The 13,623-nt window shown below is 62.2% G+C and carries 15 protein-coding genes and 1 pseudogene; 11 read left to right on the top strand and 5 right to left on the bottom strand.

Annotated elements, in window-relative coordinates; genetic code table 11:
- Positions 1 to 331: pseudogene (locus VN004_RS10300) on the top strand (peptidoglycan-binding protein); the annotation flags it as partial.
- A 58-nt stretch (positions 332 to 389) separates the two neighbouring features.
- Here VN004_RS10300 and VN004_RS10295 read toward each other — a convergent pair.
- Together VN004_RS10295 and VN004_RS10290 are read right to left on the bottom strand one after the other, a co-directional pair.
- Positions 390 to 1,163 carry an enoyl-CoA hydratase gene (locus tag VN004_RS10295; RefSeq protein WP_325609604.1) on the bottom strand — a complete coding sequence of 258 codons (774 nt, stop codon included), beginning with the start codon at positions 1,161 to 1,163 and terminating at the stop codon, positions 390 to 392.
- A gap of 38 nt (positions 1,164 to 1,201) precedes the next feature.
- The gene (locus tag VN004_RS10290; protein WP_325609603.1) at positions 1,202 to 1,981 is read right to left on the bottom strand and encodes an alpha/beta hydrolase; all 780 of its coding nucleotides are present in this window, start codon (positions 1,979 to 1,981) and stop codon (positions 1,202 to 1,204) included.
- A 201-nt stretch (positions 1,982 to 2,182) separates the two neighbouring features.
- Here VN004_RS10290 and VN004_RS10285 point away from each other — a divergent pair, with 201 nt between their 5' ends.
- The 10 genes from VN004_RS10285 to VN004_RS10240 all read left to right on the top strand — a co-directional run bounded on the left by VN004_RS10285 (position 2,183) and on the right by VN004_RS10240 (position 11,193).
- Positions 2,183 to 3,442 carry a glycosyltransferase family 4 protein gene (locus tag VN004_RS10285; protein ID WP_325609601.1) on the top strand — a complete coding sequence of 420 codons (1,260 nt, stop codon included), beginning with the start codon at positions 2,183 to 2,185 and terminating at the stop codon, positions 3,440 to 3,442.
- Positions 3,443 to 3,623: 181 nt separating this feature from the next.
- On the top strand, positions 3,624 to 4,163 hold the full coding sequence (infC, locus tag VN004_RS10280) for a translation initiation factor IF-3 (RefSeq protein ID WP_325609606.1): 540 nt from the start codon (positions 3,624 to 3,626) through the stop codon (positions 4,161 to 4,163).
- 356 nt (positions 4,164 to 4,519) lie between these two features.
- Positions 4,520 to 4,720, top strand: a complete 201-nt coding sequence (gene rpmI, locus VN004_RS10275; RefSeq protein WP_325609599.1) for a 50S ribosomal protein L35 — start codon at positions 4,520 to 4,522, stop codon at positions 4,718 to 4,720.
- A gap of 62 nt (positions 4,721 to 4,782) precedes the next feature.
- Entirely contained in the window at positions 4,783 to 5,142 is a 360-nt protein-coding gene (gene rplT, locus VN004_RS10270; RefSeq protein WP_325609597.1) for a 50S ribosomal protein L20, read from the top strand.
- A gap of 140 nt (positions 5,143 to 5,282) precedes the next feature.
- Entirely contained in the window at positions 5,283 to 6,365 is a 1,083-nt protein-coding gene (gene pheS, locus VN004_RS10265) for a phenylalanine--tRNA ligase subunit alpha (RefSeq protein ID WP_325609595.1), read from the top strand.
- 2 nt (positions 6,366 to 6,367) lie between these two features.
- Positions 6,368 to 6,832, top strand: coding sequence for a hypothetical protein (locus tag VN004_RS10260; protein ID WP_325609593.1), 465 nt, complete (start codon positions 6,368 to 6,370; stop codon positions 6,830 to 6,832).
- A gap of 19 nt (positions 6,833 to 6,851) precedes the next feature.
- Positions 6,852 to 9,269, top strand: a complete 2,418-nt coding sequence (gene pheT / locus VN004_RS10255) for a phenylalanine--tRNA ligase subunit beta (protein WP_325609591.1) — start codon at positions 6,852 to 6,854, stop codon at positions 9,267 to 9,269.
- A 171-nt stretch (positions 9,270 to 9,440) separates the two neighbouring features.
- The gene (locus tag VN004_RS10250) at positions 9,441 to 9,860 is read left to right on the top strand and encodes a BA14K family protein (protein ID WP_325609589.1); all 420 of its coding nucleotides are present in this window, start codon (positions 9,441 to 9,443) and stop codon (positions 9,858 to 9,860) included.
- 189 nt (positions 9,861 to 10,049) lie between these two features.
- A complete protein-coding gene (locus VN004_RS10245; protein ID WP_325609587.1) occupies positions 10,050 to 10,619 on the top strand; it encodes a TadE/TadG family type IV pilus assembly protein in 570 nt (189 codons plus the stop codon).
- A gap of 10 nt (positions 10,620 to 10,629) precedes the next feature.
- Positions 10,630 to 11,193: a TadE/TadG family type IV pilus assembly protein gene (locus tag VN004_RS10240; protein ID WP_325609585.1), complete on the top strand. Its 564-nt coding sequence runs from the start codon at positions 10,630 to 10,632 to the stop codon at positions 11,191 to 11,193.
- 12 nt (positions 11,194 to 11,205) lie between these two features.
- Here VN004_RS10240 and VN004_RS10235 read toward each other — a convergent pair whose 3' ends face one another.
- From VN004_RS10235 to nudC, 3 genes are all read right to left on the bottom strand, one after another.
- The gene (locus VN004_RS10235) at positions 11,206 to 11,658 is read right to left on the bottom strand and encodes an Lrp/AsnC family transcriptional regulator (RefSeq protein WP_325609583.1); all 453 of its coding nucleotides are present in this window, start codon (positions 11,656 to 11,658) and stop codon (positions 11,206 to 11,208) included.
- 61 nt (positions 11,659 to 11,719) lie between these two features.
- Complete coding sequence (locus VN004_RS10230; protein WP_325609581.1) at positions 11,720 to 12,673, bottom strand: PfkB family carbohydrate kinase; 954 nt, start codon at positions 12,671 to 12,673, stop codon at positions 11,720 to 11,722.
- Positions 12,657 to 13,598, bottom strand: a complete 942-nt coding sequence (gene nudC, locus VN004_RS10225) for an NAD(+) diphosphatase (RefSeq protein WP_325609579.1) — start codon at positions 13,596 to 13,598, stop codon at positions 12,657 to 12,659. The genes VN004_RS10230 and nudC overlap by 17 nt, the downstream gene beginning before the upstream one ends.
- Positions 13,599 to 13,623: the final 25 nt, after the last annotated feature.

Genomic DNA, 13,623 nt, shown 5'->3' with positions numbered 1-13,623 from the left:
GCCCGAAGCGCAGGCTGGCGCGCGCGATGCGGCCACAGCTTCAGCGACATTGCGAGGAGTCGACGGCGCTCGCGTGCTGCTCGATGCCCATCCGTCCCGCGGTTTCGTCGGCGGTGCCGCCCTCGACAAAGACGGCCGTCTCGCCGGCATGATCGACATGGCGCCGGCGACACTCGCGAGCCTAGCTCCGCAAACGGCTCGCATCTCACTGGTGCCGACGGCGACCATTCGCAAGTTCCTGGCGAATGTCGGCCTGCGACCGGTCGAGGGCAACGGCACCGTCGCCGATGCCAAGCATGCAGTGGTACGCGTGATCTGCGTCAGGAAATAACGCTGCGGGCACTGCGCATAGTCAAGCATCAGGACCGTCGGCTTCGCTGTCCGCGCTGTCACTTGTGCTCGAATTTCGGCGCCCGCTTCTCGACGAAGGCGGCCATGCCTTCCTTCTGATCAAGCGTCGCGAACAGCGAGTGAAACACGCGCCGCTCGAACAACACGCCTTCAGCCAGCGAAGTTTCGAACGCGCGGTTGACGGACTCCTTCGCCATCATGGCAGCCGGCAGCGACATCGATGCGATCGTGGTCGCGATCTTCATCGTCTCGTCCATCAATGATGCCAGCGGGACGACGCGAGCGACGAGACCGGAACGCTCCGCTTCCTGCGCATCCATCATGCGCCCGGTCAGCGTCATCTCCATCGCTTTGGCCTTGCCGATCGCGCGGGTGAGCCGCTGGGTTCCACCGATACCGGGGATGACGCCGAGCTTGATTTCGGGCTGACCGAATTTCGCATTGTCGGCCGCGATGATGATGTCGCATTGCATCGCAAGCTCGCAGCCACCCCCCAGGGCAAAGCCCGCGACAGCGGCAATCACAGGTTTGCGCGCGCGTGCGGCCGCATCCCACCCGGCGGCAAAATTGCCCATGAACGTGTCCATGTAGGACTGGTCTGCCATCTCCTTGATGTCGGCGCCCGCGGCGAATGCCTTCTCGGAGCCGGTAATGACGATGCAGCCGATTCCCGCATCGGCCTCGAAGGCGTAAATCGCCTTGTTCACCTCGCCGGCGAGTTCGGAATTGAGCGCGTTCAGCGCCTGCGGGCGATGAAGCCGGATCAGCCCGACCCGCCCATGCGTCTCAACCTGGATGCAGTTGTAAGTCATCGCAATTCGTCCCGGCTCTGCGTGATGGCCGGCCTTCTCTAACCGAACTCGGCAATGGCTGCCAGCAGGCGGTCGATATCCTCCGGCCGGGACAACCGGTGGTCGCCGTCCTTGACCAGCGTCAGCACCACGTCGTCACGCGCGATCCGTGAGACCAGCGATACCGCGTGTTGCCAGGGCACATCTTCATCCTTGACGCCCTGCAGGATGCGCACGGGGCAACCGGTTTCGATCAGGCCGCCAAGCAGCAGATGGTTTCGGCCATCTTCGATCAATTGCCGCGTGATGAGATAGGGCTCATCCGAATATTCGGATGGCCGCTGCCAGGAGCCGGTTGTCTCGATCTGTTTTCTGATGTCCGGCGGGAAACGCTCCCACATCAACACTTCGGTGAAATCCACCGCCGGCGCGATCAGAACGAGACCGGCAAGCGACCCTGTTCCCGCAACGCGGCCCGCGCGAATATTTCGCGCGAGCAGAAGCGATATCCAGCCGCCCATGGATGAACCGATGGCGATCGTCGGTCCGGTGCAGAACCGGGAAAACACCGCCTGGCTTTCCTCCAGCCAGCGGCTGATCGTGCCCTCTTCGAAGTCACCCCCCGATTCGCCATGGCCGGAATAATCGAATCGGATGCAGGCACGTTCTTGTTCGGCTGCCCAGCGGTCGACCGCGGCGGCCTTGGTGCCCTTCATGTCGGATTTGAACCCGCCGAGCCATAGCAACGCCGGGTAATCTCCGTCCCGCTTCCGCACCGCAATCGTGCGCGTTGCACTGCCCTCGCCGACCTCAATTGCCGTCAATTCTACGTCACTCATGATCGATGCTGATCCTGCCATCATCTTTTCGCCGTAAAGAGCTATGCAGCGTGATACCGGGCGGCGATATTCTCTGACACGTTTGCCTCACGGCAAGATAAGGCCTATCAGATAGGCTATATCTGGCCAGTATCGTTCGCGAATTCGGCTCAGCCGCACCAAGGCAGCTTGCGTTGGTGCTCGCAACAAGAGAGGTGAACGTTGAATTCCCGCTCCGCGGCACAAAGGATCGATTTTTCCGGGAGCGACGTTGCGCTGCCTGTTGAAAATCGTCGTGTCGCACCGCTGCGGCCACTCACCGTTCTGATTATCGTTCCGACCTTGCAGGCAGGCGCCGCCGAGATGGGTGCCGTCGACATCGTACGCATCCTGAGTGAGGCAGGACACCACGCCATCGTGATGTCGAGTGGTGGGCGGCTGGAGGCGCGCATCACGGCGTCGGGCGGAGAATTTATCCGCGCCGATGTGGCCAGCAAAAACCCGGCGGTGATGGCGCGCAACGCCGCGAAGATTTCGCGCGTCGTGCGGACCCGAAAATGCGACGTCATTCACGTACACGGCCGGGCCCCGGCCTGGAGCGCGCTCCTTGCCGCAAAGCTCACGCGCGTGCCCTTCGTGACGAGCTGGTACAAGGGTTTCCGGGAGCAGAACGCACTCAAGCGGCTGTACAACAGCGTGATGGCGCGGGGCGACCGGGTCGTCGCCGTGAGCGAGCAACTGGCCGACCTGATCTGCGAGCGCTATCGCGTTTCGCCCGCACGGATCGACGTGGTGCCGGCGAGTGTCGATGTGAAGCTGTTCGATCCTGCCGATATGTCGTCCGATCGCCTGGAAAATACGCGCCGAATTTTCGGGGTGACGGCGCAGGACAAGGTTGTGCTTGTCGTCGGACGCATGTTGCGGCGGAAAGGTCATCATGTTGCGGTGCAGGCTGCGCGCCGGCTCAAGGACATGGGCCTCAAGGATTTCGTTTTCGTTTTCGTCGGTGAAGGCGAAGGCCACAACAGCTATGCCGGAGAAATATGGGATCAGGTTCTCGCCAACGACCTGTCCGGCGTCGTGAGGCTGATCGGTCCGGTCGACGACATGCCGGCGGCCTACGCCACCGCATCGGTCGTGGTGTCGGCCGCCATCCAGGCGGAAGGCTTGCAGCGCACCATCCTTGAGGCGCAGGCCATGGAGCGTCCGGTGGTGGTGTCCGACCTCGGCGCCGGGCCGGATGCAGTCCTGGCGCCGCCCATAGTGCCGGAAGATCGGATGACCGGCCTGCGATTCTCGGCCGGCGACGACGGCGCGCTGGCCGCCGCCCTGGTCCGGCTGTTCTCAATGGCCCCGGCGCAGCAGGCGGCAATCGGCCTCCGCGGACGCCAATGGGTCATGGACCATTTCAATCCGCCGGCTGTCAGCGACCTCACCCTGCGGCTGTATACGGGCCTGGTCAGCGCAAAAAATAGCGCCTGACCGCGACACTTTGCGCTCAAAATTGCAGGATTTGTGGGGTTCTGGCGCCTGACGCCGTTGACTTGGACCCGTTTTGTCCCGATCTTCCGCGGGATCGTGCAGCGTACGGACGCTTGGCGAAAGCCTTGAATGCGCGCCGGACCTGCGGGGTTTTTATCGCAACAGCAACGGAGACTATCCAATTCGCCGTCCCATGAAAGCCGCGCCTCCCGTTCAGAAGGACGGTCCGCGCGTCAACGACGAGATCCGCAATCGCGAGGTCCAGCTGATCGACCAGGCCGGAACCAATCTCGGCACAATTCCGATCCAACAGGCTCTCGAAAAGGCATCCGAGGCCGGACTCGACCTCGTCGAAATCTCACCGAATGCATCGCCTCCGGTCTGCAAGCTCCTGGATTACGGCAAATACAAGTTCCAGGCGCAGAAGAAGGCCGCCGAAGCGCGAAAGAAGCAGAAGATCGTCGAGGTCAAGGAAATCAAATTCCGGCCGATGATCGACGACCACGATTACGACGTGAAGATGCGTTCGATGAAGCGCTTCTTCGAGGAAGGCGACAAGGTCAAGGTGACGTTGCGCTTCCGCGGCCGCGAGATGGCTCACCAGGAACTCGGCACGCGGTTGCTCGATCGGGTGAAAGCGGACCTCGCGCCTCTGGCCAAGGTCGAAATGGACGCCCGCTTTGAAGGCCGGCAGATGATCATGATCCTGGCGCCGCGGTAATGCGGCGTCGGGTTTTGCCCCCACAGACCTTACGGGGGAAGATGACCGAGGCCCGCCCGGACTCCGTGAGATTTAGTGGCCAACCAGCCTCCCGCCCCCGGGAGGTCGCGCCTTAAAGTCACAAGTCCAAGCACCCTATTTTACCACCGGCGGCCGTCAGCCCACAAAGTGCGGCGTTCAGGCCTCGTATGAGTTGAGTTTTTCCACACCCTCTGCCATAACCCGCCCGCTCGCCGCCCGGCTGATAAGGGCTGCCGTGGCAGCGACACTTGCTCATCAGCAAACGCTCGTTTTCGAGCCATTTCCGGCAGACGGACGGCTTTTGCCAGACGTCAGAGCCGCATCAGGAGAGCCAAATGCCCAAGTTGAAGACCAAATCGGGCGCCAAAAAGCGCTTCAAGATCACCGGCTCGGGGAAGGTCGTGTCCGCCCAGGCCGGCAAGCGCCACGGCATGATCAAGCGAACCACCAAGCAGATCCGCGACCTTCGCGGGACCCGCGTCCTGTTCAAGTCGGACGGGGACAACATCAAGAAATACTGGATGCCGAACGGCTGATCGCCGTCCGCCCTCCGTCTTTCTTCGTTTCTGCAATTCGGGTTCGCTAGAGGAGATCAGCCATGGCCCGCGTCAAACGGGGCGTTACCGCCCACGCCAAGCACAAAAAGGTTCTGAAGGCCGCCAAGGGCTTTTACGGCCGCCGCAAGAACACCATTCGGATCGCCAAGCAGGCGGTGGAGAAGGCCAATCAGTACGCCTTCCGCGACCGCAAGCGGCGCAAGCGCACGTTCCGCGCCTTGTGGATCCAGCGCCTGAACGCTGCCGTCCGTCCGTTTGGGCTGAACTACAGCCAGTTTATCGACGGACTGAACAAGTCCGGCCTGCAGATCGATCGCAAGGTGCTGTCCGATCTCGCGATCCGCGAGCCGGCCGCATTCGAGGCCATCGTCGGGAAGGCGAAGGCCGCTCTCGCGGCTTAAGGTTCACACGGCGTCGTCGCCAGGCGTCATTGCGGAGCGCGTCTCCTCTCGAAATCTGGCGACCCATCAAGACCTGACTTTTCACGAGGGGATGGATGCCCGGATCGGTCCGGGCATGACGACTGAAAGAGCGTCATCCCATGTCCGATATCGCTGAACTCGAAGCGACGATCCTGAAAAGCATTGACGCCGCGGCCGACGAAGCGGCGCTTGAGGCCGTGCGCGTCTCGGCGCTCGGCAAGAATGGCTCCGTCTCCGCTTTGCTCAAGTCTCTCGGCGCGATGACGCCGGAGGAGCGCAAGGCGAAGGGACCCGCGATCAACGGCCTGAAGGATGCCGTCAACGCAGCTCTCACTGCGCGGCGCGAAGCGCTGAAGAACGCAGCGCTCGATGCGCGGCTGAACACGGAAAGAGTCGATGTCACGCTGCCGGTACGGGAAAGTCCCGCCGACAGCGGGCGCATCCATCCGATCACCCAGGTGATCGACGAACTCACCGCGATCTTCGCCGATATGGGCTTCGCCGTCGCCGAAGGTCCGGACATCGAGACCGACGACTACAATTTTACAAAGCTGAACTTTCCCGAGGGCCATCCGGCGCGGGACATGCACGACACCTTCTATTTCAATCCGAAACCGGATGGCTCGCGGCTCCTGCTGCGCACGCACACGTCGCCGGTCCAGGTGCGAACGATGCTGTCGAAGAAGCCGCCGATCCGCGTGATCTGCCCCGGCCGCACCTATCGTTCGGATTCCGACCAGACCCACACGCCGATGTTTCATCAGGTCGAGGGCCTCGTCATCGACAAGGGCTCGCATCTCGGCCACATGAAGTGGATTCTCGCCGAATTCTGCAAGGCGTTCTTCGAGGTCGACAACGTCAAGATGCGGTTCCGGCCGTCCTTCTTTCCGTTCACCGAGCCGTCGCTGGAAGTCGACATTCAGTGCAAGCGTGACAAGAACGAAGTGCGCTTCGGTGAAGGCGACGACTGGCTCGAGATTCTCGGCTGCGGAATGGTGCATCCGAATGTGCTGCGCAATTGCGGGCTCGATCCGGACGAGTACCAGGGCTTTGCATGGGGCATGGGTATCGACCGCATCGCCATGCTGAAATACGGCATGCCCGATCTGCGCCCGTTCTTTGAAGCCGACATGCGCTGGCTGTCGCATTACGGGTTCCGTCCGCTGGACTTCCCGACGCTCGCCGGAGGCTTGAGCAACTGACAATGGCCGAGCCCGGAAAGCCGAAGAGCGGACTTGCCGGTCTGATTGCCGCACTCACCAACAATCTGGATGAGGCGACTATCTCGTCCTATGCGCATTCACTGGCCCATTGGGACGCCGAGCGGACCGGGGCGACATCGGCCGCGTTTCAGATCCTGGACACCAAGGCGGCCGGATTACTGACGCATGTTTCCATGATGATCGCAGGACTCGGCATCGTTGCGCCGCTCCTGGCGCAGCATCGTTTCGAGGAAATCGTCATCGTTTGCGAGATCATCGTTTATCTGCTGATCTCGATCGGCTGCCTGCGATGTCTTTCTGTTCGCTCTGTGGAAGCGCTCCAACACCCGAGCATTCAGCGCGAATTGATCGTCAAGCATGAGCTCTACCGGCTCTGCAATAACGCCACGATCTGGTTCACCATAATCGTCTTCGCAAGCTTTCCTATCATGCTGAGCTTCCCTTGATCCTGCCCGAGTTCGCGCCATGAAATTCACCCTGTCCTGGCTGAAAGAGCATCTCGAGACCGACGAGCCGCTTGAGGCCATCGTCGACAAGCTGACGATGATCGGTCTCGAAGTGGAGAAGGTCGAGAATCCCGCGGACAAATACGCTCCGTTCAAGGTCGTGGAGGTGATCTCCGCCGTGCAGCACCCCAATGCGGACCGGTTGCGCGTCTGCATGGTCAATACGGGTGAGGGCAAGCCCCTGCAGATCGTCTGCGGCGCCCCGAATGCGCGCGGCGGCATGAAAGCGGTGCTCGGCTTGCCCGGCACCTATATCCCTTCGAAGGACATCACGCTTAAAGTCGGCAAGATCCGCGACGTCGAAAGCCAGGGAATGTTGATCTCCGGCGCCGAGATCGAATTCAACGACGATCATTCGGGCATCATCGAAATGCCGGCCGATGCGCCGGTCGGCGTGCCCTTCGCCGAAGTGCTGGGCCTCAACGATCCCATCATTGAAATCAACCTGACGCCGAATCGCGCCGACTGTACGTCGGTCGCCGGCATTGCACGCGATCTCGGTGCGACCGGTATCGGCAAATACCTGGAGCGCACGCCGAAGCCGGTGAAGGGCGGCTTTCCCTGCCCGGTGAAGGTGACGCTCGATTTCGGATCGACGCCGTCGCTGTGTCCCGGCTTCGCGCTCCGGCTCGTCCGCGGCGTGAAAAACGGGCCGTCACCGGAATGGCTGCAGAAAAGGCTGACTGCGATCGGCCTGCGCCCGATCAATGCACTCGTCGACATCACCAATTTCATGACCTACGACCGCGGCCGGCCGCTGCACGTCTTCGACGCCGAAAAGGTGCACGGCAATCTGGTCGTGCGCCGCGCCAAGGCGGGCGAAGAATTGCTCGCGCTCGACGGAAAGACCTACAAGCTCGACGATTCGATTTGCGTCATCGCCGACGATAACGGGGTCGAATCCCTCGCCGGCATCATGGGCGGTGAGCTGTCCGGCTGCGACGAAACCACCACCGACGTCCTGATCGAATCGGCGCTGTGGGACCCGATCAACATCGCGCAAACCGGCCGCAAGCTCGGCATCAACTCCGATGCGCGCTACCGGTTCGAACGCGGCGTCGATCCCAATTTCATGGTGCCCGGCCTTGAACTCGCCACCCAGATGGTGCTCGACCTGTGCGGCGGGGAAGCGTCGGAGAATACGGTGGTCGGCTTCACGCCGGCCGAAGACCGCCCGATCGACTTCCCGATCGATGAAGTGAAGCGGCTCGCCGGACTCGATGTCCCCTTGGTGGAGATGAAGCGGATCCTCGGCCATCTCGGTTTCTTCGTCGCGGGGAACGGTCCGGTCGTGAAGGTCGCGGTGCCGTCCTGGCGCGCCGATGTCGAGGGCAAGGCCGATCTGGTCGAAGAAGTCGTGCGTATCGTCGGCGTCGACCAGGTGCCTCTGACACCCTTCGAGCGGGGCGACGCGCCCCGCAAGGCCGTGCTGACACCGATCCAGAACCGAACCCGCAAGGCGAAGCGCGGGCTCGCCGCGCGCAACCTTGCAGAAGCGGTGACCTGGTCCTTCATCTCGAAGGCAGAGGCTGAATTGTTTGGTGGCGGCCAGCCGGAACTTGCGCTCGCAAATCCCATCGCTTCAGATCTCTCGGACATGCGGCCGAGCCTCCTTCCGGGGCTGATCGCCGCGATCCAGCGCAATGCCGACCGCGGCATTCCCGATGCCGGGTTGTTCGAGGTCGGCCAGATTTTCCGCGGCGACCAACCGCAGGATCAGTTCACCGCGGCGGCGGGGCTGCGCCACGGTCTCTCCCGCGCCGATGGTACCGGACGCTTCTGGATCAATGGCGCGAAGGAGCCCGATGCGTTCGAGGCGAAGGCGGATGCGCTTGCAGCGCTTGCCGCCGCCGGCGCACCGATGCAGGCGCTGCAGATCGTTCCGGGCGGACCCGCCTGGTACCACCCCGGCCGGTCCGGCACGATCCAGATCGGACCGCAGAATGTGCTCGGCCATTTCGGCGAGTTGCATCCGCGCGCGCTGGAGGCATTGAAGGCCGAAGGGCCGATCGTTGGCTTCGAAGTGATCCTCGATCGTATCCCGGAACCGAAGGCGAAGCCGACACGGGCCAAGCCGGCACTCGACATTTCGCCATTCCAGCCGGTGTCACGGGATTTCGCCTTCATCGTCGGCAAGGATGTGAAGGCAGCCGACATCGTGCGGGCCGCGCAGAATGTCGACAAGAAGCTGATCACCGGCGTGACGGTGTTCGACGTCTACGAAGGCAAAGGTATCGAACCGGACAAAAAATCCGTGGCGATCGCGGTCACATTGCAGCCACGCGACAAGACGATGACCGATGCGGAAATCGACGCGCTTGCTGGCAAGATCGTGGCGGAAGTGGGCAAGCGCGTCGGCGGCACGTTGCGCTCATAATCCGGGAATTTGTCGTCGCCGCGACAGCGGGGGGCCTCTAACCACCCTCGCCCATAATCACATCTCCATGTCAGAGATTTGATGCGTCGCAATGTCCCTGCGACGCAGAGAAACAACTTTGTGACTCATTCGTTGGCCATTCTTATGGCCTCGAAATCTGGAGTTGACGCTATGTCTCTATCGAAATTGTTGAGCGTGTCGGCCGGGCTTTCTGCCCTCGCCCTCGCTGCATTCCTGGCGCCGTCCGCCGCCTCGGCGGCACCGGCCGCGACCGGCTTGTCGGCGCTCGGGGCGCCGGATCGGCAGCTGGTGCAGGACGTGCGCTGGCGTGGACGTCCCTATTACGGCTACCATCGTCATTACGGCCGGGACGCAGCGATCGCGGGCGGCATTATCGGCGGTCTCGCACTCGGCGCCGCAATCGCCGGCGCAGCGTCTGCTCCGCCGCCGCCTCCGGGTTACGCGCCTGCACCCGGATACGCTCCGCCGCCGCCCGACTGGATCGCTTATTGCGCGTCGAAATACAAATCCTTCAATCCGGCGACCGGGCTCTATCTCGGCTACGACGGTCAGTATCATCCCTGTCAGTAGCTTGATCACCTCACCGGTAATCTGTGACGTCAAAGGCGCTGCCAACGGCAGCGCCTTTTCGCGTTCTGCTAGGCTTTCGAAATCGTAAACACCACACCTGATCTGTTGGATAAGGGAGCAACACTTCGAAAACGGCTGTTTGATACAAATCCAACCGATCTGGTGCCGCAGCCGGATTGGTGGAAAGCCATGTGCGACACTTCCAAAGTCAACCTCGCTGCCCGTGCGTTACGCGCCATCACCCCGCGCGTCATTCGCAGATTCGCACGAAAGAATGACGGCGCGGCCGCCGTCGAATTCGCGATGGTCGCGGCACCCTTCCTGGCCCTGGTGTTCGCGATTCTCGAGACGGCCCTTGTCTTCTTCGCGGGCCAGGTGCTCGAAACCGCGGCCGCGGATTCGGCGCGACTGATCCTGACCGGCCAGGCGCAAAAGGGCGGACTGGATCCAACGCAATTCAAAGACGAGGTCTGCAAGCGCGTATTCGGCCTGTTCGATTGCGCCAACGGCATCACGGTCGACGTGCGCACTTACAGTTCGTTCGGCTCCGCCGACACGTCAAAGCCGATCGATTCGAGCGGCAAGCTCACGTTCACCCCGAGCTTTGCTCCCGGCAAAGCAGGCGACATTGTCGTCGTTCGCTTGTTGTATCAATGGCCGGTCTATGTGTCGCTCCTCGGACTGAACCTCGCCGACCTCAACGGCGGCAAGCGCCTGCTGATGGCGACCGCGGCATTCAAGAACGAACCCTTCGAGTGAGGCAACGCAGATGCGCATGTTACGCTCGATCGTTGCAAAACCGCTCTTTCCAGCGTGCTTGCGTGCGTTCGTCACGGACAAGCGCGGCGTGTCAGCGGTGGAATTCGCCCTGCTGCTGCCGCTGATGCTCACGCTCTATCTTGGCGGCGTCGAGCTATCGCAGGGCATCAGCATCGACCGCAAGGTGACGCTGACGGCACGCACCGTCGCCGATCTTGTTGCACAGGCCCAGAGCGTCAGCACCGCGACGACCGCAGATGCCGCTTCCGCGCTCGGAGCCGCAGCCGCGATCATGGCGCCCTATCCGATCGATGCAGCGAAGATCGTCGTGTCGCTGATCGAGATCGACAAGAATGGCAACGCGAAGGTCAAGTGGAGCAGCGCCAAGAATGCTACGCCGCGCGCAGCTGGATCTTCCGTGACCCTGCCGACGGCTTTGCAAGTTCCTGAGACCTCTCTGGTCCTGGGCGAGGCTTCCTACGACTATCAGCCTTCGATCGGATATGTCGTGACCGGATCGATGAAGCTGAGCAACCAGATCTACATGCGGCCGCGGCTCGATACCGCTACATGAGATTGATCGCCCTTACGGGATCGGCAGGCTGGTGGTCGACTTGATCTTCTCCATCGCAAAGCGCGAGGTGACATTCTTCAACGGCGAAGCGGCGATCAGCCTCTTGTAGAAGGCGTCATACGCCTGCATGTCCTGAACGACGACCCGCAGCATATAATCCACGTCGCCCGCCATCCGGTAGAATTCCATCACTTCGGGCATCGCGCTGACGGCGCCGGCAAAGCGCCCGAGCCAGCCTTCGGAATGGTCGTCTGTCTCCACCGACACGAAGACCGTGATGCCCAGTCCAACCTTGTCCTGATCGACAATCGCGACTCGCCGCTGGATCACGCCCTCGGCTTCGAGCTTCTGGATTCGCTTCCAGCACGGGGTGGAGGACAGACCGACCCGCTGGCCGATCTCGGCGACGGAGAGCGATGCGTCTTCCTGTAATGTCAGGAGAATTTTGCGATCAATGGCGTCCATTCTACACCTGGAATATTATTTCCTTCTGCGCAGTGGGTGCCGATATATATGGAAAAATATTCTAGGTGAAGCTCTGATTTACGGGGCTGTCCGCAAGAAGGCGCTCCACTTCGTCGCGGTACGGCGTCGCCGCGCCACCCCCGATCCGGCTGCATTTGATCGCGGCCGTGGCCGCCGCAAAGCGCATCGCCGAGGGAATATCCCGCCCTTCGGCGAGCGCGAGCGCAAAGGCGCCGTGGAAGACGTCCCCGGCCCCCAGTGTATCGACGGCTTCAATCTGGAAAGCCGGCATGCGGCGCACGGCACCTCGATCAAGCCACAGCATGTTCTCCGATCCATGCGTGACAGCAAGAAAGGCTTCCGTGCGCTCGGCAACCGCGGACAGCCCGGCGGCAAGGTCGTCCGTGCCCGCAGTCAGGCGCAATCCCTCTGCGGAAAACACGACATGCGTCGATACCGACAGCAACTCGTCCGTCATCCGTGACGGCCGGTCGCCGTCGAGCACGACGATCTCGCCTGCCGCGGCCGCAGCGCGCGCAACCGGCAGCACGAACTCGGGAAAGCGGTTGTCGATCAGGACGGCATCCGCACCCACAATTGCGCTTTCGGGATCGCGCGGCCGCGCATTATCGAGCTTTGGGTCGCGGTAGCTGATGATGGTGCGCTCACCCTCGCCATGAATGAGGATTGACGACCGCGACGTCGCCGCCCCATCCACGCGAACGACATGCGCGACATCGATGTCTTCGTATTGAAGCTTCGCAAGAACATTATCGCCCGTCAGATCGCGTCCCGGCGGTCCGCCGAGCGGTGAAATCACGCGCGCCCGTCCGCCCAGGCGGCCGATCGCAATCGCCGCATTCGCAGCGCACCCGCCCAGCACCGAAAAGAAATCCTCCGCGCGGGTCTTCGTCCCTGGGGCGGGAAACGCGGCGAGGCGATAGACATGATCGATCACCGACATGCCGGCGCATACGATCAGCTTCCCGGCACCGACGCTAGCTGAAGACGCCATCGCCTTTTTCTACCCAGGCCCGGATGATGTGATGCGCGATCGCGACCGGCGGCGGCGTACCGAGCCCGTCCGGATGCGTCCGCATCAGCATCGCAGCGGCTTCGTCTCGCGAGAACCAGCGCACATCCTCCAATTCATCCCGGTCGACCACGATGTCCTCGGAGATCGCTTCGGCATGGCAGCCGATCATCAGGGATGACGGAAAAGGCCACGGCTGCGAGGCGAAATAACGCACGCGGCCGCAGCGAATTCCCGCTTCCTCCAAAGTCTCCCGACGCGCCGCTTCTTCGATCGTCTCCCCCGGCTCGACAAACCCAGCGAGGCAAGACCACATGCCCGACACGAAGCGGGTCTGGCGGCCGAGCAGACAAAACTCCCCGCGAACGGCGAGCATGATAACCACCGGATCGGTGCGGGGAAAATGCTGCGCCTTGCAATGCGGGCAATCGCGCCGCCACCCGCCCTGCACCACCTCGGTCGGGTGTCCGCAATTGCTGCAGTAATGCCGGCGCGCATGCCAGTGCAGCAGCGCCTTGGCTTCGGCCAGTGGCGCGAGATGATCCTCGGCGACAAGTCCCTGCACCGCAATCGAGCGCAGATCGGTGACGTGATAGCGCTCGTTTGATTTCAGAGCCTCCACCGTCTCCTGCGGTAACGACACTCCGAAACGGCCGGCCTCACGCAGCAATCCGAGAAAAACCCGCTCCGATCGCGGTGCAATCGCCTGCAACTCTTTCGACGTGAACATCGGATCGAAGGTGTCGCCCGCGCGCTTCAAGAGGATCATCTCGCCGCTGACCAGATAGAAGCCGCACGTCTCCTGCGCGGCACAGGCGGTCAGGAATTGCGGGTCGATGCGCCGCACAGCAGCGCGGTCGAGCTTGCTGTCGACGTAGCCGAGATGCGGCCAGGGTCCGAGACTCATTGGTTTTTGCATGTCAGGCTATGTC

This window comes from Pseudorhodoplanes sp., assembly GCF_035565855.1.
Taxonomy (GTDB): Bacteria; Pseudomonadota; Alphaproteobacteria; order Rhizobiales; family Xanthobacteraceae; genus Pseudorhodoplanes.
Note: the sequence above shows the minus strand (reverse complement) of the source record. Positions and strands in the feature narration are given on the sequence as shown.

Bases quoted from the DNA above. Each gene is read 5' to 3' on its own strand.
- VN004_RS10290 (WP_325609603.1), bottom strand. From the start codon at position 1,981: ATGAGTGACGTAGAATTGACGGCAATTGAGGTCGGCGAGGGCAGTGCA.
- VN004_RS10245 (WP_325609587.1), top strand. From the start codon at position 10,050: ATGTGCGACACTTCCAAAGTCAACCTCGCTGCCCGTGCGTTACGCGCC.
- VN004_RS10295 (WP_325609604.1), bottom strand. From the start codon at position 1,163: ATGACTTACAACTGCATCCAGGTTGAGACGCATGGGCGGGTCGGGCTG.
- nudC (WP_325609579.1), bottom strand. From the start codon at position 13,598: ATGAGTCTCGGACCCTGGCCGCATCTCGGCTACGTCGACAGCAAGCTC.
- VN004_RS10260 (WP_325609593.1), top strand. From the start codon at position 6,368: ATGGCCGAGCCCGGAAAGCCGAAGAGCGGACTTGCCGGTCTGATTGCC.
- VN004_RS10250 (WP_325609589.1), top strand. From the start codon at position 9,441: ATGTCTCTATCGAAATTGTTGAGCGTGTCGGCCGGGCTTTCTGCCCTC.
- VN004_RS10240 (WP_325609585.1), top strand. From the start codon at position 10,630: ATGCGCATGTTACGCTCGATCGTTGCAAAACCGCTCTTTCCAGCGTGC.
- rpmI (WP_325609599.1), top strand. From the start codon at position 4,520: ATGCCCAAGTTGAAGACCAAATCGGGCGCCAAAAAGCGCTTCAAGATC.
- pheS (WP_325609595.1), top strand. From the start codon at position 5,283: ATGTCCGATATCGCTGAACTCGAAGCGACGATCCTGAAAAGCATTGAC.
- VN004_RS10230 (WP_325609581.1), bottom strand. From the start codon at position 12,673: ATGGCGTCTTCAGCTAGCGTCGGTGCCGGGAAGCTGATCGTATGCGCC.
- pheT (WP_325609591.1), top strand. From the start codon at position 6,852: ATGAAATTCACCCTGTCCTGGCTGAAAGAGCATCTCGAGACCGACGAG.
- VN004_RS10235 (WP_325609583.1), bottom strand. From the start codon at position 11,658: ATGGACGCCATTGATCGCAAAATTCTCCTGACATTACAGGAAGACGCA.
- rplT (WP_325609597.1), top strand. From the start codon at position 4,783: ATGGCCCGCGTCAAACGGGGCGTTACCGCCCACGCCAAGCACAAAAAG.